Genomic DNA, 18,759 nt, shown 5'->3' on the forward strand with positions numbered 1-18,759 from the left:
CATGAAGTTCTCCCGGTTCTTTATCACGCGCCCGATCTTCGCCGCCGTGCTGTCGTTGTTGATTCTGATCGCCGGCGCGATCTCGCTGTTTCAATTGCCGATCAGCGAATACCCGGAGGTGGTGCCACCGACCGTGGTGGTGCACGCCAACTATCCCGGCGCCAACCCCAAGGTCATCGGTGAAACCGTCGCCGCGCCGCTGGAGCAGGCAATCACCGGGGTCGAGAACATGTTGTACATGTCCTCGCAGTCCACTGCCGATGGTCGATTGACCCTGACGGTGACCTTCGCCCTGGGCACTGACCTGGACAACGCCCAGGTCCAGGTGCAGAACCGCGTGACCCGCACCGAGCCGAAGTTGCCCGAGGAAGTCACGCGCATCGGTATCACCGTGGACAAGGCCTCGCCCGAGCTGACGTTGCTGGTGCACCTGGTGTCGCCGGACAAACGCTACGACATGCTCTACCTGTCCAACTACGCCATCCTCAATGTGAAGGACGAACTGGCGCGCCTGAACGGCATCGGCGATGTGAAGATGTTCGGCATCGGCGACTACTCGCTGCGCATCTGGCTCGACCCGAACAAGACGGCCTCGCGCAACCTGACCGCCACCGACGTGGTCAACGCGGTGCGCGAGCAGAACCGTCAGGTCGCGGCAGGGCAGCTGGGCTCGCCGCCGGCACCGAATGCCACGAGCTTCCAGATGTCGATCAACTCCCAGGGACGGCTGGTCAGCGAAGAGGAATTCGAAAACGTCATCATCCGCAGCGGCCCGAACGGCGAAATCACCCGCCTGAAAGACATCGCCCGCATCGAGCTGGGTTCCAATCAATACGCCTTGCGCGCTTTGCTCAATAACCAGGAAGCGGTGGCGATGCCGATCTTCCAGCGTCCGGGCTCGAACGCCATCGACATCTCCGACCAGGTGCGGGCGAAGATGGCCGAGCTGAAAAAGAACTTCCCGGAAGGCATGGACTACGAAATCGTCTATGACCCGACGATCTTCGTGCGCAGCTCCATCGAGGCGGTGGTGCACACGCTGTTCGAAGCACTGGTGCTGGTGGTGCTGGTGGTGATCCTGTTCCTGCAGACCTGGCGCGCGTCGATCATTCCGCTGGTGGCGGTGCCGGTGTCGCTGATCGGCACCTTTGCGGTGATGCACCTGTTCGGTTTCTCGCTCAACGCGTTGTCACTGTTCGGCCTGGTGCTGGCCATCGGCATCGTGGTCGATGACGCGATCGTGGTGGTGGAGAACGTCGAGCGCAACATCGAGTCCGGGCTGGAACCGGCCGAGGCCACACAGAAGGCCATGGGCGAGGTGACCGGGCCGATCATCGCCACGGCGCTGGTGCTCTGCGCGGTGTTCGTACCGGCAGCGTTCATTTCCGGCCTGACCGGGCAGTTCTACAAGCAGTTCGCGTTGACCATTGCCATCTCGACGGTGATCTCGGCGTTCAACTCGCTGACCTTGTCGCCGGCGCTGGCGGCGGTATTGCTCAAGGCCCACAGCGCACCCAAGGACCGCTTTTCCAAAGTGCTCGATCGCCTGCTGGGCGGCTGGTTGTTCAAACCCTTCAACCGCTTCTTCGACAAGGCCAGCCATGGTTACGTGATTGCCGTGGGCAAGATCATCCGCGGCAGCAGTGTCGCGCTGTTGATCTATGCCGGGCTGATCGCGCTGACCTACATGGGCTTCAGCACCACCCCCACCGGTTTTGTGCCCACCCAGGACAAGAAGTACCTGGTGACTTTCGCGCAGTTGCCCGACGCCGCCAGCTTGGATCGCACCGAGTCGGTGATTCGCCGCATGAGCACCATCGCCATGAACGAGCCGGGCTTCGACAGTGCCGTGGCGTTCCCCGGCCTGTCGATCAACGGCTTCACCAACAGCCCCAACGCCGGCATCGCCTTCATCGGCTTGCGGCCGTTCGATGAGCGCAAGGACCCGAGCCTGTCCGCCGGGGCGATCTCTGCCTCGCTGAATGCCAAGTTCGGTGGCATCCAGGACGCCTACACCGCCGTGTTTCCGCCTCCGCCGGTGCAAGGCCTGGGCACCATCGGCGGTTTCCGGTTGCAGATCGAAGACCGTGGCAACCTGGGTTACGACGAGCTGTACAAGGAAACCATGAACATCATCGGCAAGAGTCGCAGCGTGCCGGAACTGGCCAACCTGTTCACCAGCTACACGGTCAACGTGCCGCAGGTGGAGGCCGCCATTGATCGTGAGAAAGCCAAGACCCATGGCGTGGCGATCAACGACATCTTCGACACTCTGCAGGTGTACCTCGGTTCGTTGTACGCCAACGACTTCAACCGTTTCGGTCGTACGTATCAGGTCAATGTGCAGGCCGAGCAGCAGTTCCGCCAGGAACCGGAACAGATCGGCCAGTTGAAGGTGCGCAATGACCGTGGGGAGATGATCCCGCTGGCGACGTTCGTCAAGATCAGCCCGACCTCGGGGCCGGACCGGGTTTCGCACTACAACGGCTTCGTCACCGCTGAAATCAATGGCAGTGCGGCGCCGGGCTACAGTTCCGGCCAGGCGCAGGCGGCCATCGAGAAGCTGCTCAAGGAAGAACTGCCCAACGGCATGACCTACGAATGGACCGACCTGACCTACCAACAGATCCTGTCCGGCAACACCGCGTTGCTGGTGTTCCCGCTCTGTGTGCTGCTGGCGTTCCTGGTGCTGGCGGCACTGTATGAAAGCTGGAGCCTGCCGCTGGCGGTGATCCTGATCGTGCCGATGACGCTGCTGTCGGCCATTGCCGGGGTGATCATTTCCAAGGGCGACAACAACATCTTTACCCAGATCGGGCTGATCGTCCTGGTGGGGCTGGCCTGCAAGAACGCGATCCTGATCGTGGAGTTCGCCAAGGACAAACAGGAGCAGGGCCTGTCACCGCTGGACGCGGTGCTGGAGGCCTGCCGCATGCGCCTGCGGCCGATTCTGATGACCTCCTTCGCGTTCATCATGGGCGTCATTCCACTGGTGACATCCACCGGAGCCGGTTCGGAAATGCGCCGGGCGATGGGGGTGGCCGTGTTCTCCGGAATGCTCGGCGTGACGTTCTTCGGTTTGCTGCTGACGCCGGTGTTCTTCGTCTTGATCCGTCGCTACATCGAGCGCAAAAACGCGCGCAAGACTCGCCGACTCGACCCGGCCAACGCCCTGAATCCGGAGGCACACTGATGAACAACCTCAAGCTCTTTCTGCCCGCTCTGCTGGTGGTGGCACTCGCTGCCTGTACCGTGGGCCCGGACTACAAAACGCCGGATACCGAGCCGGCCAACCTCCAGTTCGCCAAAACCGCGCAATACGATCAAACGCGGTTCGAAACGGTGTGGTGGCAGCAGTTCGACGACCCCACGCTCAACCAATTGGTGAGCCGATCCCTGCAAGGCAACCGAGACCTGCGTGTGGCGTTTGCCCGCTGGAAGGCCGCGCGGGCAATTCGCGATGACATCAGCAATGACAACCTGCCGGTGATCACCAGTCGCGCCAGCAGCCATCAGGGCCGGGGGCAAGTGCCTGGCCAGACCGAGAGCCGGGTCAATCAGGAGCGGTATGACCTGGGCCTGGACATGGCCTGGGAAGTCGATCTGTTTGGCCGCATCCAGCGTCAACTGGAGTCCAGCGATGCCCAGCAAGACGCCGCTGCGGCCGACTTGTACCAATTGCGGGTGACGATGATCGCCGAACTGGTGGACGCCTACGGCCAGCTACGCGGCGCCCAGTTGCGCGAAAAGATCGCCCTGGCCAACCTGAAAAATCAGCAGGACTCGCGCACCGTGACCGTCAGTCTGCGCGATGCCGGTGCCGGCAATGAGCTGGACGTCGTGCGCGCCGATGCGCGACTGGCGGCGGTCGAGGCGACGGTGCCACAGTTGCAGGCCGAGCAGGTGCGGCAAAAAAACCGTATCGCCACGCTGTTGGGCGAGCGCCCGGACAGCCTGAGCGTGTCGTTGAGCCCCGCAGACCTGCCTGCCATCGCCAAGGCACTGCCTATCGGTGATCCAGGCCAACTGCTGCGCCGCCGACCAGACATCCTTGCCGCCGAACGCAGGCTGGCGGCTGCCACCGCCGACATCGGTGTCGCCACTGCGGACCTGTTCCCACGGGTCAGCCTCAGCGGTTTCCTGGGGTTCACCGCCGGTCGCGGTTCGCAGATCGGTTCCAGCGCAGCCAGGGCCTGGGCGCTGGGGCCGAACATCAGCTGGGCAGCGTTTGACCTGGGCAGCGTCCGGGCACGCATTCGCGGTGCCGACGCCAACGCCGAAGGCGCGCTGGCTACGTACGAGCAGCACGTGTTGCTGGCACTGGAGGAATCGGAAAATGCCTTCAGCGACTACGGCAAACGCCAGCAGCGCCTGCTGTCGCTGATCCGCCAGAGCGAATCCAGCCGCGCCGCCGCCGACCTCGCAGCCTTGCAGTACAAGGAAGGCACCGTGGACTATCTGGTGCTGCTCGATGCCCAGCGTGAACGACTCAACGCCGAAGACGCACAGGCACTGGGCGAAACCGACCAGTACCGGGCGATCGTCGCGATCTACAAGGCACTGGGCGGTGGCTGGGACAGCGGGGCAGGGACGTTGGCGAAGCTGGGAGGCGGTGCATGAAACTGTGGGAGCGATTTGACCGATCTAAATTCTGAGTTCACATCGGCCCATTGTGGGAGCGGGCTTGCTCGCGAAAGCGGTGCATCAGGCAAATCAAAGGTGACTGACACGGCCCCATCGCGAGCAGGCTCGCTCCCACAGGGAGTGGCTCTGACCGATTTGAATTCTGTGTTCACATCGGCCCATTGTGGGAGCGGGCTTGCTCGCGAAAGCGGTGCATCAGACACATCAAAGGTGACTGACATGGCCCCTTCGCGAGCAAGCCCGCTCCCACAGAGGGGATCTCACATTGGTCCATTGTGGGAGCGAGCCTGCTCGCGATGGTTTCCAGAGCACCACAGAGTGTCAGGTGTTCAGCGTTATCGTTGGCGTCCATCGCGAGCATGCTCGCTCCTACAGATGAGAGGAGCGAGGAGCGCCGACAATTTGCCGTTTTTACGTAGTCCGGGGCAGGGCATTTACCGATCATGCGTTCGGTCATGCACTGAGAGGTCGCCCTGATGAACGACAAACACCTCACCCACGCCACCGGTGCGCCGGTGGTCGACAACCTCAACAGTCAGACCGCCGGTCCGCGTGGGCCGGCGCTGTTGCAGGATATCTGGCTGCTGGAAAAACTCGCGCATTTTGACCGGGAAGTGATTCCCGAGCGCCGCATGCATGCCAAAGGGGCCGGCGCCTATGGCACCTTTACCGTCACCGCCGACATCCGTCGTTATTGCAAGGCCAGCCTGTTTGCCGAAGTGGGCAAGCAGACCCCGGCTTTCGTCCGTTTTTCCACGGTGGCCGGCGAGCGCGGTGCCGCCGATGCCGAACGGGACATCCGTGGCTTCGCCGTCAAGCTGTACACCGACGAAGGCAACTGGGACATCGTCGGCAATAACACCCCGGTGTTTTTCTTCCGCGACCCGTTGCGCTTTCCCGACCTCAACCATGTGGTCAAGCGCGATCCGCGCACCGGGCTGCGTTCGGCGACCAACAACTGGGATTTCTGGACGCTGTTACCCGAAGCATTGCATCAGGTGACCATCGTCATGAGTGACCGGGGTATCCCCGGCAGTTACCGGCACATGCACGGTTTCGGCAGCCACACCTTCAGCCTGATCAATGCCGACAACCAGCGGGTCTGGACCAAGTTTCACTTCGTCTGCCAGCAGCCGATCAGCAACCTGAGCGACGCCGATGCGGCACAGGTGGTGGGCCAGGACCGAGAGAGCCATCTCCGCGATCTCTACGAAAGCATCGAACGCCAGGATTTTCCCAGCTGGAAGCTGTGCATCCAGACCATGACCGAGGACCAGGCCCGCACCCATCGGCACAATCCCTTCGACCTCACCAAAGTCTGGCCCCATGCCGAGTACCCGCTGGAGGAAGTCGGCATCCTGCAACTCGATCGCAACCCGGACAACCATTTCGCCGAAGTCGAACAGGCCGCGTTCTCGCCGGCCAACGTGGTGCCAGGCGTGGGCTTTTCGCCGGACAAGATGCTCCAGGCGCGGTTGTTTTCCTATGGCGACGCCCAGCGCTATCGCCTCGGGGTGAACTTCAACCATATTCCGGTCAATGCGCCGCGTTGCCCGTTCCACAGCTATCACCGCGACGGCGCCATGCGCACCGACGGCAACCAGGGCTCGACCCTGTCGTATTACCCCAACAGCTTCGGCGAGTGGCAGGACCATCGGCACTTGCACGAGCCGCCGTTGCCCCTTGAAGGCGACGCCGGCCATTGGGACCAGAGCGTCATCGAGGATCACTACGAGCAGCCCGGCAACCTGTTCCGCCTGATGACGCCGGCGCAACAACAGGCGCTGTTCGACAACACCGCCCGGGCAATGGGCGATGCACCGCCGATGATCAAACATCGACACATCGCCAATTGTGCCAAGGCCGACCCGGCCTACGGTGCGGGCGTGGCCAGGGCATTGGGCCTGGATTTGCCGGAGCCAGCCCTGACCAGCAATTGAATCCGGGGCGCAGCTGAGCCGGGGGCCTGGCCAGCGAACGCCTCATCGACAACCTCAGCGGGAGCAAGATCATGAGCAATGGTTCGAGCAACAGGGCACTGGTGGTCGTGGACATCCAGAATGACTATTTCCCGGGGGGCAGATGGACCCTGTCCAACGTCGAGGCCGCCGCCGCGCAGGCGGCGCGGGTGATTGACCGATTTCGCGAGCGGGGCGATCTGGTGGTGCATATCCGCCACGAATTCAAGGATGACAACGCGCCGTTTTTCCGTCCCGGCAGCGAAGGCGCGCAAATCCACGACAGCGCGAAGAACCGCGCGGATGAGCCGGTGGTGCTCAAGCACTACATCAACTCGTTCCGGGAAACCGAACTCAAGGCCATCCTCGACCGGCATCAGATCAATGAAGTGGTGGTGGTCGGCAACATGAGCCACATGTGTGTGGACGGCATGACGCGCGCCTCGGTGGATTTCGGCTACACCACCACAGTCCTGCACGATGCCTGCGCGACCCTTGACCTCGAATTCAATGGCGTCAAGGTGCCTGCTGCCCAGGTGCACGCCGCATTCATGGCGGCACTGAGCTTCGGCTATGCGCCGGTGATCTCCACCTCCGAGTACCTGGAGCGCTGAGCCATGGCAGCGGCAGGCGATGGACGGTCACAGCCGTTCATCGACCTGCCAAATCCGTGGTCTATGCTCACTGGCCTGGACTCATCCGGCACGGAGGCTGCCTGCGACTGTTCGGGGAGGTGCGCCGATGCAGCTGGTCTGCCCGGAGTTCGATGAATTCGAGGAAGCCTTGTACGGCGTACAGGGCCGCTACGTATTGCGTACCCGTCAGCAGCGCGACTGGCAACTCAACGTGGTCGATCTGAACGGCGTGGCCCTGATGAGCGGCCGCGAAGGTGCCGGCACCGTGTACACCGGCATCGGCCTGCCCGGTTACTTCAATATCTTCGTGCCGCTGACGGGGCATGAGTCCACGGCGGTTGACGGGCAAGCCTTCAATCGCCGACGGATCGGCTGGATGGTGCCCAACGCCATGTTCCACATCAACGCGAAAAGCCCGGCCAGCTGGCTGACGGTCGCGATGTCCTGCGAACAGGTGCTGGGCTGGGCGGCGGTGCGTGAAGACGAATTCGATTTTTCCGTGCTGCACCGCAACATGGTCAGCAATGCCCAGCGCAATCTCGGCCCGCTGTTGTGGCTCGCGCGCCGTCTGTTCCACATCGAGGCCCATGAACCGGACGGCCTGCACGGTGAAATGGGCGAAGAGGCCGCGCGCCGGGAAGTGATGGACCTGGTGTTTCGCCTGCTCTTGCCCATTGATCCGCTGCACGCCGCGCCGCGTCATCATCGCGACCACAAGGAGATCCTGCGGCGGGCGCTGGAGTTGCTCGACGCCCTGGAGACCCGCTCGGTCTACATCGAGGACATCTGCCAGGCCACCTGCGCTTCGGAACGCACGGTGCGCAATGTCTTCAACGAATACCTGGGCATGAGCCCGCACCGCTACCTGATGATCCGCCGCCTGCATGGCATCCGCTGCGCCATTCGCCACGCCGGCCCGCAGGAGACTGTCACCAGCATTTGTGCGCGTTTTGGTGTGTGGGACTTCGGCCGGTTCGCCAGCCTGTACCGCCAGTATTTCGGTCAGTTGCCAGCGCAATCGCTGAAGGCCGCGAAAACGCGGGTGCAGGCTTGAACGCCGCCGCTCAGAACAGCGAACGCATCAGGGTGGCGCTGGGGTATTCGCCGAACAAGCGATGGTAGTCGGCCGCCATGCGGCCCTGATCGGAAAAGCCGAAACGCAGGGCGATCCGGTTGACCGTCTCGGTATCGGGGCTGGCGATCGACAGGGCTGCGCGTACCCGGTGCAGGCGGCGAATGTGCAGGTAGCGATTGGGGCCGACGCCGAACACCTCCTGGAAAATCGAGCGCAATGTGCGCTCGCTGACACCGGCCTGGCGGCACAGCTCGGACAGGCGCATCGGCTGTTCGTCGTAGCCTTGCAGCAGTTCCAGGACCCTGGCGATGTTGGCTCGACGCTGGATCCGCTGCCAACGGACGCGCGTGGTGGTGGGTACGGAATCTGGACACGGCGGCGCAAGCTTTTTCATCGCAACCTGCTATCGGGCTTTGTCAGGTGATCAAGACTCTCTCCAAACTCGATGGCGGCACTACGTAAAACAGGCAAATTCGCCGACCGCAGACACAGGAGTGTCATTTATTCCTGCGATGTTCCAGCGTGCCGGATTTACGTAGTCCGCCGTGATCGAATTACCCATGCTGTTGAAACCGCGGTCCCTCGGAAAAACTCAGGAGTGCACAGGATCATGAGTACCTTCACCACCAAAGACGGCGTAGAAATCTATTACAAGGATTGGGGCTCGGGCCCGGTCGTGGTGTTCAGCCATGGCTGGCCACTGGATGCCGACAGCTGGGAGTCGCAGATGTATCACCTGGCCGCCAATGGCTGCCGCTGCATCGCCCACGACCGTCGCGGTCATGGCCGCTCCAGCCAGCCCTGGGACGGCAACGACATGGACCATTACGCCGATGACCTGGCGCAGTTGCTCGAGCATCTGGATGTGCGGGACGCGACCTTGTTCGGGTTCTCCACCGGTGGTGGCGAGGTGGCGCGCTACATCGGCCGTCACGGCACCGCGCGGGTGAAGAAAGCCGGGCTCATTTCGGCAGTGCCACCGCTGATGGTCAAGACCGATGCCAATCCTGGCGGGGTGCCGGTGTCGGTGTTCGATGAAATTCGTGCCGGGCTGCTGGCCAACCGCTCGCAGTTGTTCCTCGACATTCCGAGCGGGCCGTTCTTCGGTTACAACCGTCCGGGTGCCACGCCGTCACAAGGGGTGATTCAGGCCTGGTGGTTGCAGGGCATGCGCGGTGGTCACAAGAACACCTACGACAGCATCAAGGCGTTCTCCGAGACCGACTTCACCCAGGACCTGGCGAAGTTCGACGTGCCGACGCTGATCATCCACGGTGACGACGACCAGATCGTGCCGATCAATGTTGGCGGCCGTGCTTCGGCGGAGCGGATCAAGAACGCCAAGCTGATCGTCTACGAAGGGGCGCCTCACGGCATCACCGATACCCACAAGGAACGGCTGAACGCCGACCTGCTGGCCTTCGTGCGCAGCTAAGGCACGCAGGGCGCGATGACGCTCATCGTTGCTGCTCGGCGACCAGCAGCAACGATTGCGGCATGGCGCTTTGCGGGTGTTGTGGCTCCTGCAGGCCGGTCAGCCTCAGACCGGCCATGTCCAGCGCATTGATCCAGCTGGACAGGGTGCGCATGTACCATGGCATGGGCTGCCACTGGCCCTTGAAACCCGCGAAGGTTTCTTCGCGCCAGCCATCCTGATAATCGCCAGCGGCGGCCACCCACGGGTGCAGCGTCTGGATCACCAGCGCGCCAGCGGGGGCGAGCAGGGCGTGCATGGCCGCGAGCAGCGGAATGATGTCCTGGTGGAGCAGGGCGAAATTGGCGCAGATCAACTCGTAGTCGCGGCCGATATCCACCGCGGCTTCCACCAACTGCTCATACGTCGCCAGATGCACCGTCGCCGCACCGGCGGCCCGGGCAGCCTGGACCAGCGTCGCATCCCCATCCACACCGACCGCCGTGATGCCGCGCTCGGCCAGCACCCGCAACAACCAGCCTTCACCGCAACCCAGATCCAGCACTCGCTCGGGCTGCCGACCCAGAATGGCCAGCAGAATCGCCCGATCAGTCACCTGAACCCGACTGTCGATAGCGCCACCACGAACCGCCTCGATCCAGGCCTGCGCGTTGTGCTGCCAGCTTTGCAAAAGAATGGACTCAGGAGAACTCATGGCAAAATCCGCTGCAAAAGGACTCCCCCAGAATAAACGCGCCCCCCTGTAGGAGCGAGCTTGCTCGCGAAAAAATGGCCGATGCACCGCAGCCATCCAGACACCCCGCGTCATCGTTAACGCCCATCGCGAGCAAGCCCGCTCCCACAGAGAACCGCATTCCCCTGTGGGAGCGGGCTTGCCCGCGAAAAAATGGCCGATGCACCGCAGCCATCCAGACACCCCGCGTCATCGTTAACGTCCATCGCGAGCAAGCCCGCTCCCACAGAGGACCGCATTCCCCCCTGTGGGAGCGGGCTTGCCCGCGAAAAATGGCCCAGGCACCGCAGGCATCCAGACCACCCGCGTCATCGTTAACGCCCATCGCGAGCAGGCTCGCTCCCACAGAGGACAGCGCAGATCCCTGTAGGAGCGAGCTTGCTCGCGAAAAAACAGCCCAGACACCGCGAGCCCCCACAGTTCTCCCCCACCCGAGAGACAAAAAAAAGCCCGCCAGAAAAACAAGTGGCGGGCTTTTGGGAAGTGTGGCTTCAGCCGGTCGCGACGCTTTGGTCGAGTCGCAGCCGATTGAACGCCAGTAACCGCATCACATACCCCAGCTTGATCGCGGTCGGGCCGAGGATCGTCAGGGCGTGGGCGCCGATCAGCTGTGGCAGGTTGAGGTAGGCATCAAAGCCATAAGCCAGGAAAATACCCGTGATCAACATGACCAGCCCGCCAATCAGCAGCAGGTGAGACAATTTCAACACGCGATGGGGACTTTCGAAAAATACATACATGTCGATCATCCCGACGCAGGTGTCTTGAAACGTATTGCAGGCCCGCGGCACGGTACGATCCGTACCGCGGGCATTGCCAGGCAGGCGACTCAGGCCACTGGAATCAGCGGGTCGGCAGCGGCCAGGGCAGCGGCGCGATCAGCGGCCGGTGGGTAGATCCACACGGTGTTGATCTGGGTCTTGAGCTCCTTGGCTTCTTTCTTCACCAGCTTCAGCTCACGGTCCCAGCCTTCGGTGAACACTGCGCCCCAGGCGCCCAGGTCCAGGCACGTCACGTACTTGGGCTGGCTGTAAGGGGTCGGTGCGACACCCAGCAGGTCCGCGGCGACGTTGTTACCGGCATAACGACCCAGGGAGATCGCGTGCTGGCAGGACATGGCGGCAAAGTTGCCCTTGTCATCGGTGGCGGCGTAGGCGGTGTCGCCGGCGGCGTAGACGTCGGCATGGCCGAGCACTTTGAGGTTGCCGTCAACGTGCAGGCGACCTTGTGGGTCACGGGTACCCGCCACTTGTTCGGTCAGCGGGCTGGCGCGGAAGCCGACGGTCCAGATCACGGTGTTCGACTCGATGTGCTGACCGTCACCCAGGGTCACGCCATTGGCATCCACCGCAGCGACCGAAGCGTTGAGCACCCACTCGACGCCCAGTTCATTCGAGGCTTCGATCAGCGATGGACCGATACCGGCGCCCAGCGAGGCCCCCGGGGTCGGTGCACGATCGACCACGATCACACGGATCGGCGCATCGTCGCCCAGCGCGGCGCGCAGGCGGGCCGGCATTTCGGTGGCGGTCTCGATACCGGTGAAGCCACCGCCGCAGACGACCACGGTGTTGCGTGCCGGTGTATTGGGCAGATCCTTCAACGCCTTGATATGCGCTTCGAGACGAGCGGCCGCTTCGATTTCGTCGACGTCGAAAGCGTGTTCGACGACGCCCGGCAGTGCAGCCGGACGGTTCAGTTTACTGCCGGCGGCCAGCACCAGGCGGTCATAGCTCAGCACACCGTTGGTGCCGTAGACGTCGCTGTAGCTGACCTGCTTCTTGGCGGTGTCGATGTTCTCGGCGCTGCCCTTGACGAATTTGATGCCCACGGCCGCGAACAGGTCGTTCAGATCCGCCTTCATGGTGTGCACATCGGGCTCGTAGAAGCGTGGACGGATGCGCAGCTCGGCCTGTGGAGCCAGGAGGGTAATCTCCACGTCGTTGCGATCATGCTTGTCCAACAGACGGGCGGCGCTCAATGCGCTCCAGACTCCACCAAACCCTGCGCCAATAACTAGAATTTGCTGCTTCATCGGAAGACTCCTGAAGAAATACGAACGTTTAACGGGTTGTCTGTTCAAGCGTGACCGCGTTTCGGATGACTCTCATGAGCAACCGCGAAACGGTTCGATTCGCTGTAGGAAGATGCTATCGAGCACACGTCCCCAGAACACTTCTACATAGGGTCAGTGCCGGCACGCCTTGGTGTGAGGCGGATATACCAAAGTATGAGCGCTGGTGGGCGCGGGCTCACTGGGGCTGGTCGACACCCAGTGCCTGGGCCATGCGTACCAGGTCGGCGAAGGAGCGCGCGAACATCTTGCGCATGGCCTGGCCGCGATGGATCTTGACCGTGATTTCGCTCAAACCGATTTCCCCGGCAATCTGCTTGTTCATCAACCCGGATGCCGCCAGCGCCATGACGGTCTGCTCCCTGGGCGTGAGGGTGGCGTAGCGGCTGCGCAGTTCTTCATTGCCCCGATCGGACTCGCGACGCTGCTTGTCGCGGGCATGGGCGGCGGACACCGCGTCGATCAGGTCCTGCTCCCGAAACGGCTTGGCCAGGAAATCCACGGCGCCGGCCTTCATTGCCCGCACGGTCATGGCGATATCGCCGTGCCCGGTCATGAACACAATGGGCAGATTGATGTTGGCCGCCAGCAGTTCATGCTGGAAGTCCAGGCCGCTGGTGCCCTGCAACCGCACATCCAGCACCAGGCAGCTGGGAATGTCGGGCCGGGTGAAACTCATGAACTCGGCGACATTGCCAAACAGCTCCACCTGCAAGCCGATCGAGCGCAGCAGACTGCCGAGCGCCTCGCGCAGGGGGGCGTCATCATCGACGATGTACACCAGGGGCTCTTGATTGACGATTTTGTTCATGGGGTGCTGTTCGTTCATGGAGCTTCCATAGAGTGCGTGATCCTTAAACAGACGGTTGTTCGTCAGGTGTGCGCGCAGCGGTGCTTGCCACCGGCAGCGAGAATTTGAACGAGGTACCGCGGCCGACGGCGCTGGTGGCCCAGATCTGGCCGTCGTGAAAATTGATGATCGAGCGGCAGATCGACAGGCCCATGCCCAGGCCGTTCGCCTTGGTGGTGAAAAACGGCGTGAACAGGGAGGGCAGGACATCGGCGGCAATGCCCGAACCCTGGTCCGCCACTTCCACCACCGCCGCGCCTCCCACCACCCAGGTGCGCACGTACATCACCCGGTCGCGCGTTTCGGCGCCGTCCATGGCGTGGCAGGCATTGATGATCAGATTAATGATCACCTGCTGCAATTGGACCCGGTCCACGTTGACCTCGTCCGATTGCGCCAGCAGCTCGACTTTCAAGGTGATCTGATGATGCGCCAGCTCCTGCTGCACCAGGCACAGGGTCTCGCTGACGATGTCGTTTATCGACTCACGCTGGCGCCGTGGATCACTCTTGCGTGACAGCGCCTTGATGCCACTGATGACGTCGCTCGCCCGGCAGGCGCTGGCAAGGATCCGGTCGAGCGATTGCAGGGCTTCGGGCAAGTCGGGCTGCGGCCGGTTGAGCCAGCGTCGACAGGCTTCGCTGCTGCTGGTGATCGCTGTCAGCGGTTGATTCACTTCGTGGGCAATCGAGGCCGCCAGCTCGCCCAGCGAAGTCACCCGGGTGACATGCGCCAGTTGCGTGTGCGCGCAGAACAGCGCCAGCTCGGCTTCCTTGCTCGCGGTAATGTCCATCAGCGCACCGATGTAGTCGCAACGCCCGTGCTGTTCGAACAGCGGGCTGGCAATCATATGCACGTACTTGATGCGCCCGTCGGGAAACAGCAGGCGATGCTTGACCTCGATCAGCTCGGAGCGGGTCGCCGCCTTGGCGAACACTTCGTGGACCAGGTGTACATCGTCGGGGTGAGTCCGCGCCCGCACCATTTCGACCGTTGGCAATTCATTCTGCGGGTACTCGAAAATCCGCGACGCTTCCTCAGACCAGGAAATCGCTTTGCCATCCGCGCGAAAACCGATGCTGCCGGTCTGGCTCAAGCGCTGGGCGCCCAGCAGGTACAACTCGTTGTGGTGCAGGCGCTCGGCCGCATATTTGCTGCGCAGGGCCAGAAAGGTGATGGCCGACAACGCCGTCAGGCAGCGGAAAAAACCGGTGGTCGACTCCCAGTGGTGATAGCCACCGTTGATCAGATAGGTGGCGGTGAGCAGCAGGATGCACATCAGGGCGATGGAGATCACCACGTTGATCGAGAACAGATTGGCGGCCATCAGCAGCAGGGTGATGTACAGGATCGTCGGGGCAAGGTCGTTGTGGGTTTCAGAGTTGATCACCACGATCCCGCAGGCCACCACCAGCCCGATCAACCACCCGAGGGCATTGATCCATGGACTGGGGCTGATGGCGATCACGGCATCGACAAGGTTCGGGCTGCGTGGTGTTCGGGCAAAGAGGTTGAAAAAAAAGGGCAACGCTTTGCGCGTGCTCGCAGACCGATTGTTTTTCATTATGACCCTGCACATCTGATAGCGGGGGGACGGAGCATCGGGAGATATCCTACAAAGCAACGGTTCTCATCCGATAGGACATAAATCCCTGAAAAACGGCCATATTCACCTGTCGACGGGGGCGCCAGTACATCGCTCCCATACTCAGGTATGAAACGCCAAACCCATGGATGAGCGCGTTGACCTCAGGTACGACATACGTTTGCCGGTCAACGGCATAACCTGCTCATACACCGCGCATCGTTGCTCCGGATTATTGAAAGGGGGCGAGATGGCACGCCAACCTTCCAACTTCTGAGGCCTCATCGCCGGGCGGTTTCCATGATGAACAGAAATGACCTGCGTCGTGCTGACATCAATCTGCTGGTGGTCTTCGAGTCGATGATGCACGAGCGTAATGTCAGCCGTGTCGGCGAGAAGCTTTTCCTCGGTCAACCGACCATCAGCAGTGCACTGGGGCGTTTGCGCCAGATGTTCGACGATCCGCTGTTCATCCGCTCCGGTCGGGTGATGGAGCCGACGTCACGGGCCGAAGAGATTTTTTCCAACCTGGCGCCGGCCCTCGATGGCATCGCGGCGGCCCTGAGTCGTTGTCAGGCGTTCAATCCCGAGACCAGTGAGGCGACGTTCCATGTCGGCCTGTCGGATGATGTCGAGTACGCGCTGTTTCCTTCTTTGCTGCGGCGTTTGCGGGTGGAAGCACCGAACATGACCCTGGTGGTGCGCCGCGCGGACCACTGGCAGATGTCGCAACTGTTGACCTCGGGGGAAATTTCCCTGGGCATCAGCCATACCCTGGACCTGCCCGCCAATGCGCGGCGCAAGGGGCTGCGCCCGATTCGCCCGATGCTGCTGCGCGCCGATTCGCAGCCCGGGGAGCTGGACCTCGACGAGTTCTGCCGGCGCCCTAACGCGGTGGTCTCCTCAATGGGCAACGTTATAGATGAAGTGGATAGCACCTTGAGCCATATCGACCGCCAGCGCAAAGTGGTGCTGACGGTGCCACAGTTCAGCGCGTTGCCGGTGCTCCTGGCCGACAGCGACATGATCGCCATTGTCCCTGACTACGTGGCCCGCTCCATGGCCATGATCGACGGACTGCGCGCCGAATTCGCGCCGCTGGACCTGCCGCAGCAGGAACTGTCGATGGTCTGGCGCGGGGCGACGCACAACGATCCGGCCGAGCGCTGGCTGCGCTCACGTTGCAGCGCGTTCCTGGCCGAACAGGAAGCAGGGGGGCGGCGGTCGCTGCCGGTCGAAAACACACTTTCATCCGTTGCCTGATCGGGCGTCAATGGCCGGTAACACACCATGCTGAATTTCTTCCAGGCCCACCCCCTGATCATCGGTGCGGCGCTGATGCTGCTCGACCTGTCGCTCTGGCGCGTGCTGGGCATCGACCGCCCGGTCGTGCGCATGTTTTCGCGCATCGCCGTGTTCGTGGCATTTTCCTGGGTGCTGACGGCCGCCGGCATCAGCCCGTTGCAGCCGCCGTTGTGGCCCGATGACGCGATCCTCAACCTGATGGCGACGATGATCGGCATCGCCTGGTGGTTGTTCGCCGCTCGGACATTGACGGTGGTGCTCGGCAATGGCCTGACCTCGCGCGGCGGCCATACCGCGCGTTTGCTGCACGATGTGATCGGCGCGGCGATTTTCCTCATGGCGATCGTCGGCGCGGCGGCGTATGTCCTGCAATTGCCGGTCAAGGGGCTGCTGGCGACTTCCGGGGTGATGGCGATCGTTGTCGGTCTGGCGTTGCAAAGTACCTTGAGCGACGTGTTCTCCGGCATCGTGCTCAACACCACCAAACCCTACGAAGTGGATGACTGGATCGTCATTGATGGCGTCGAGGGCCGGGTGGTGGAAATCGACTGGCGCTCAACGCACATGCTGACCAAACTGGGCAGCATGGCCGTTGTCCCCAATTCGCTGGCGGCCAAAGCCAAGATCCTCAACCTCAGTCGCCCCGGCAATGCCTATGGCGTCAGTGTAGTGATGGCGATTCCCAGCACTGTCCGTCCGCGCAAGGCCATTGATGCATTGGAAAAAGCCCTGCGAGGCACCCGCGCCTTGCTGCCCGGGTTCACGCCCAAGGTCTCGGTGAAAAGCTCGCACCTGGAATACAACGAATACGAACTCAAGGGGTTCATCGAGTCGCTGTCGCACAAGACCGAAGTGCGTAACCTGATGTTCGACCTTGCCCATCGTCATCTCGAGGCGGCGGGCGTCAGTTGGAGCGTGCTGCCCGACGTTCAGACGTGGAATCGGCCGCGCCGCCTGCTGGAAGATGTGCGGGTGTTCCGCTCGCTGAGCCTTGAGGATCGCGACCGCCTGGCCGACCACATGACCGCCGTGGACTACCAGGCCAACGAAGTCCTGCTGGCGTTCGACGCGGTGTCCGATTGCCTGATGATCATCAGTACCGGGGTGGTCTCGGTGTCGATCCACGACGGTGAGCGCTTTATCGAAGCCGGGCGCATGGGGCCCGGCGAAGTGCTGGGTGAGGAGGGCATCCTGGCCGAAGGGCGTTCGCGCGGCGAGTTCCGCAGCCTGACCAGCGGGCGGTTGTTCCGCATCGAGCGCAGCCTGCTGGGTGCGCAACTGGAACACAGCAATGACCTGCACATCGCCCTGGACAATCTGGTGCACCAGCGCGAAGAAATCCGTGAATCGGTGGTGGCGAAAAAACCGGTGCACACCAAACGCAGCGGTTTTCTCGGCTGGTTGCAGAAAAAGCGCCTGCCGTCAGCGTGAAAACCGGCTGCGGTACTCGCGCGGCGAAATCGACAGATGGCGGTGGAAGGTGTAGCGCATGCGCTCCTCATCACCAAAGCCGCACAGCTGTGCGATCTGATCAATGTTGCGCTCGGAGTCCTCGAGCATCCTGCGCGCCGCCTCCATGCGAAACATCTCCAGGGCCTTGGCCGGGGTGCGTCCGACCTTGCGCTTGTAGACCCGGGAAAAGTTTCGCGGGCTCATCTGCGCCTGGCGGGCGAGGGATTCGACGGTCAGGTTGGCGTCGCCCAGGTTCGCGCTGATCCACAGGTGCAAGTCGTCAAAGCTGCCACCGTCGTCCATTTGCGATTGCAGCAAATGACTGAATTGCGCCTGGCCACCGGGGCGCTTGAGGTACACCACCAGCTCCCGGGCCACTTCCAGCGCCACCTCGCGACCGCAATCGGCCTCGACCAGCGCCAGCGACATGTCGATACCGGTGCTCACGCCGGCTGACGTCCACACCGCGCCTTGCTGGATGAAGATCGCGTCAATGTCGACCTCGATCGTTGGAAAGCCGCTCTTGAGCAGGTCGCACATCGCCCAGTGCGTGGCGGCGCGCAAGCCGTCGAGCAAGCCCGCCTGGGCCATCAGGAATGTACCGCTGCACACCGAAGCGGTGCGCCTGGCGTTCGCCGCTGCCTGGCGCAGCCAATTGACCAGCGCGACCTCATCGAGCATGGCCCGGCGAATGTCCGGCGCGCCCGGTACGATCAGGGTGTCCACCGCGCTGTCCGTGAAGTCTTGCAGCGACGCGGTGTGTACCGACAGGCCTTCGGCCGTGGCAATCAACCCACCCTCCAGGCTGGCCGTGTGCACGGTATAGCCGGGCAGACCGCGTGTGGCCATGGCTTTGGAGGCGGCCCAGAACACCGTTTGCGCACCGGTCAGGTCCAGCAGGCCCATCTGCGGATAAGCCAGGAAAACCACGGTGCGCGGGTGGGAGAGGGCGACGGTGGGGTGGTCGGTGAGGCTGGTGAGAATGTTCATGACGGCGTGCTCGGTGATCGCAA

The 18,759-nt window shown here is 62.5% G+C and carries 15 protein-coding genes; 8 read left to right on the forward strand and 7 right to left on the reverse strand.

The features are described 5' to 3' along the window. The first annotated feature begins 1 nt into the window (after position 1). The 5 genes from ABVN20_RS05350 (at position 2) to ABVN20_RS05370 (ending at position 8,291) form a co-directional block, all read left to right on the forward strand. Positions 2-3,193, forward strand: coding sequence for an efflux RND transporter permease subunit (locus tag ABVN20_RS05350; protein ID WP_368554453.1), 3,192 nt, complete (start codon positions 2-4; stop codon positions 3,191-3,193). Beyond that, positions 3,193-4,620 carry an efflux transporter outer membrane subunit gene (locus ABVN20_RS05355; protein ID WP_368554454.1) on the forward strand — a complete coding sequence of 476 codons (1,428 nt, stop codon included), beginning with the start codon at positions 3,193-3,195 and terminating at the stop codon, positions 4,618-4,620. Before ABVN20_RS05350 ends, ABVN20_RS05355 begins: the two co-directional genes overlap by 1 nt. A gap of 500 nt (positions 4,621-5,120) precedes the next feature. Further along, on the forward strand, positions 5,121-6,584 hold the full coding sequence (locus tag ABVN20_RS05360) for a catalase (protein ID WP_368554455.1): 1,464 nt from the start codon (positions 5,121-5,123) through the stop codon (positions 6,582-6,584). A 71-nt stretch (positions 6,585-6,655) separates the two neighbouring features. Next, the gene (locus ABVN20_RS05365) at positions 6,656-7,216 is read left to right on the forward strand and encodes a cysteine hydrolase family protein (RefSeq protein WP_368554456.1); all 561 of its coding nucleotides are present in this window, start codon (positions 6,656-6,658) and stop codon (positions 7,214-7,216) included. A 127-nt stretch (positions 7,217-7,343) separates the two neighbouring features. Next, positions 7,344-8,291, forward strand: a complete 948-nt coding sequence (locus ABVN20_RS05370; protein ID WP_368554457.1) for a helix-turn-helix transcriptional regulator — start codon at positions 7,344-7,346, stop codon at positions 8,289-8,291. A 10-nt stretch (positions 8,292-8,301) separates the two neighbouring features. On the opposite strand, the gene ABVN20_RS05375 is transcribed toward ABVN20_RS05370, so the two are convergent. Beyond that, positions 8,302-8,706, reverse strand: coding sequence for a helix-turn-helix domain-containing protein (locus ABVN20_RS05375; protein WP_368554458.1), 405 nt, complete (start codon positions 8,704-8,706; stop codon positions 8,302-8,304). Positions 8,707-8,922: 216 nt separating this feature from the next. Here ABVN20_RS05375 and ABVN20_RS05380 point away from each other — a divergent pair, with 216 nt between their 5' ends. Further along, positions 8,923-9,747: an alpha/beta fold hydrolase gene (locus tag ABVN20_RS05380; protein ID WP_368554459.1), complete on the forward strand. Its 825-nt coding sequence runs from the start codon at positions 8,923-8,925 to the stop codon at positions 9,745-9,747. 22 nt (positions 9,748-9,769) lie between these two features. On the opposite strand, the gene ABVN20_RS05385 is transcribed toward ABVN20_RS05380, so the two are convergent. The 5 genes from ABVN20_RS05385 to ABVN20_RS05405 all read right to left on the reverse strand — a co-directional run bounded on the left by ABVN20_RS05385 (position 9,770) and on the right by ABVN20_RS05405 (position 14,932). Beyond that, positions 9,770-10,441, reverse strand: coding sequence for a class I SAM-dependent methyltransferase (locus ABVN20_RS05385; protein WP_368554460.1), 672 nt, complete (start codon positions 10,439-10,441; stop codon positions 9,770-9,772). Positions 10,442-10,971: 530 nt separating this feature from the next. Next, positions 10,972-11,220 carry a transmembrane sensor/regulator PpyR gene (locus ABVN20_RS05390; protein WP_368554461.1) on the reverse strand — a complete coding sequence of 83 codons (249 nt, stop codon included), beginning with the start codon at positions 11,218-11,220 and terminating at the stop codon, positions 10,972-10,974. A gap of 89 nt (positions 11,221-11,309) precedes the next feature. Then, positions 11,310-12,515 carry an NAD(P)/FAD-dependent oxidoreductase gene (locus ABVN20_RS05395; RefSeq protein WP_368554462.1) on the reverse strand — a complete coding sequence of 402 codons (1,206 nt, stop codon included), beginning with the start codon at positions 12,513-12,515 and terminating at the stop codon, positions 11,310-11,312. 217 nt (positions 12,516-12,732) lie between these two features. Next, a complete protein-coding gene (locus ABVN20_RS05400) occupies positions 12,733-13,383 on the reverse strand; it encodes a response regulator transcription factor (RefSeq protein ID WP_368554463.1) in 651 nt (216 codons plus the stop codon). Between the two features lie 25 nt (positions 13,384-13,408). Then, positions 13,409-14,932, reverse strand: a complete 1,524-nt coding sequence (locus ABVN20_RS05405; protein WP_368554464.1) for a sensor histidine kinase — start codon at positions 14,930-14,932, stop codon at positions 13,409-13,411. Between the two features lie 357 nt (positions 14,933-15,289). Here ABVN20_RS05405 and ABVN20_RS05410 point away from each other — a divergent pair, with 357 nt between their 5' ends. Beyond that, positions 15,290-16,252 (forward strand): LysR family transcriptional regulator, encoded by a 963-nt coding sequence (locus ABVN20_RS05410; RefSeq protein ID WP_368554465.1) that lies wholly within the window; start codon positions 15,290-15,292, stop codon positions 16,250-16,252. Between the two features lie 27 nt (positions 16,253-16,279). Then, on the forward strand, positions 16,280-17,725 hold the full coding sequence (locus ABVN20_RS05415) for a mechanosensitive ion channel family protein (RefSeq protein ID WP_368554466.1): 1,446 nt from the start codon (positions 16,280-16,282) through the stop codon (positions 17,723-17,725). Here ABVN20_RS05415 and ABVN20_RS05420 read toward each other — a convergent pair. Beyond that, positions 17,717-18,736 carry a GlxA family transcriptional regulator gene (locus ABVN20_RS05420; protein WP_368554467.1) on the reverse strand — a complete coding sequence of 340 codons (1,020 nt, stop codon included), beginning with the start codon at positions 18,734-18,736 and terminating at the stop codon, positions 17,717-17,719. The two genes, ABVN20_RS05415 and ABVN20_RS05420, sit on opposite strands and share 9 nt — an antisense overlap. Between the last annotated feature and the right edge of the window lie 23 nt (positions 18,737-18,759).

Origin of the sequence: Pseudomonas sp. MYb118, assembly GCF_040947875.1 — a bacterium.
Classification (GTDB): domain Bacteria; phylum Pseudomonadota; class Gammaproteobacteria; order Pseudomonadales; family Pseudomonadaceae; genus Aquipseudomonas.

Bases quoted from the DNA above. Each gene is read 5' to 3' on its own strand.
- ABVN20_RS05400 (WP_368554463.1), bottom strand. From the start codon at position 13,383: ATGAACGAACAGCACCCCATGAACAAAATCGTCAATCAAGAGCCCCTG.
- ABVN20_RS05350 (WP_368554453.1), top strand. From the start codon at position 2: ATGAAGTTCTCCCGGTTCTTTATCACGCGCCCGATCTTCGCCGCCGTG.
- ABVN20_RS05355 (WP_368554454.1), top strand. From the start codon at position 3,193: ATGAACAACCTCAAGCTCTTTCTGCCCGCTCTGCTGGTGGTGGCACTC.
- ABVN20_RS05390 (WP_368554461.1), bottom strand. From the start codon at position 11,220: ATGTATGTATTTTTCGAAAGTCCCCATCGCGTGTTGAAATTGTCTCAC.
- ABVN20_RS05370 (WP_368554457.1), top strand. From the start codon at position 7,344: ATGCAGCTGGTCTGCCCGGAGTTCGATGAATTCGAGGAAGCCTTGTAC.
- ABVN20_RS05375 (WP_368554458.1), bottom strand. From the start codon at position 8,706: ATGAAAAAGCTTGCGCCGCCGTGTCCAGATTCCGTACCCACCACCACG.
- ABVN20_RS05365 (WP_368554456.1), top strand. From the start codon at position 6,656: ATGAGCAATGGTTCGAGCAACAGGGCACTGGTGGTCGTGGACATCCAG.
- ABVN20_RS05415 (WP_368554466.1), top strand. From the start codon at position 16,280: ATGCTGAATTTCTTCCAGGCCCACCCCCTGATCATCGGTGCGGCGCTG.
- ABVN20_RS05410 (WP_368554465.1), top strand. From the start codon at position 15,290: ATGATGAACAGAAATGACCTGCGTCGTGCTGACATCAATCTGCTGGTG.
- ABVN20_RS05385 (WP_368554460.1), bottom strand. From the start codon at position 10,441: ATGAGTTCTCCTGAGTCCATTCTTTTGCAAAGCTGGCAGCACAACGCG.
- ABVN20_RS05360 (WP_368554455.1), top strand. From the start codon at position 5,121: ATGAACGACAAACACCTCACCCACGCCACCGGTGCGCCGGTGGTCGAC.
- ABVN20_RS05395 (WP_368554462.1), bottom strand. From the start codon at position 12,515: ATGAAGCAGCAAATTCTAGTTATTGGCGCAGGGTTTGGTGGAGTCTGG.
- ABVN20_RS05380 (WP_368554459.1), top strand. From the start codon at position 8,923: ATGAGTACCTTCACCACCAAAGACGGCGTAGAAATCTATTACAAGGAT.
- ABVN20_RS05420 (WP_368554467.1), bottom strand. From the start codon at position 18,736: ATGAACATTCTCACCAGCCTCACCGACCACCCCACCGTCGCCCTCTCC.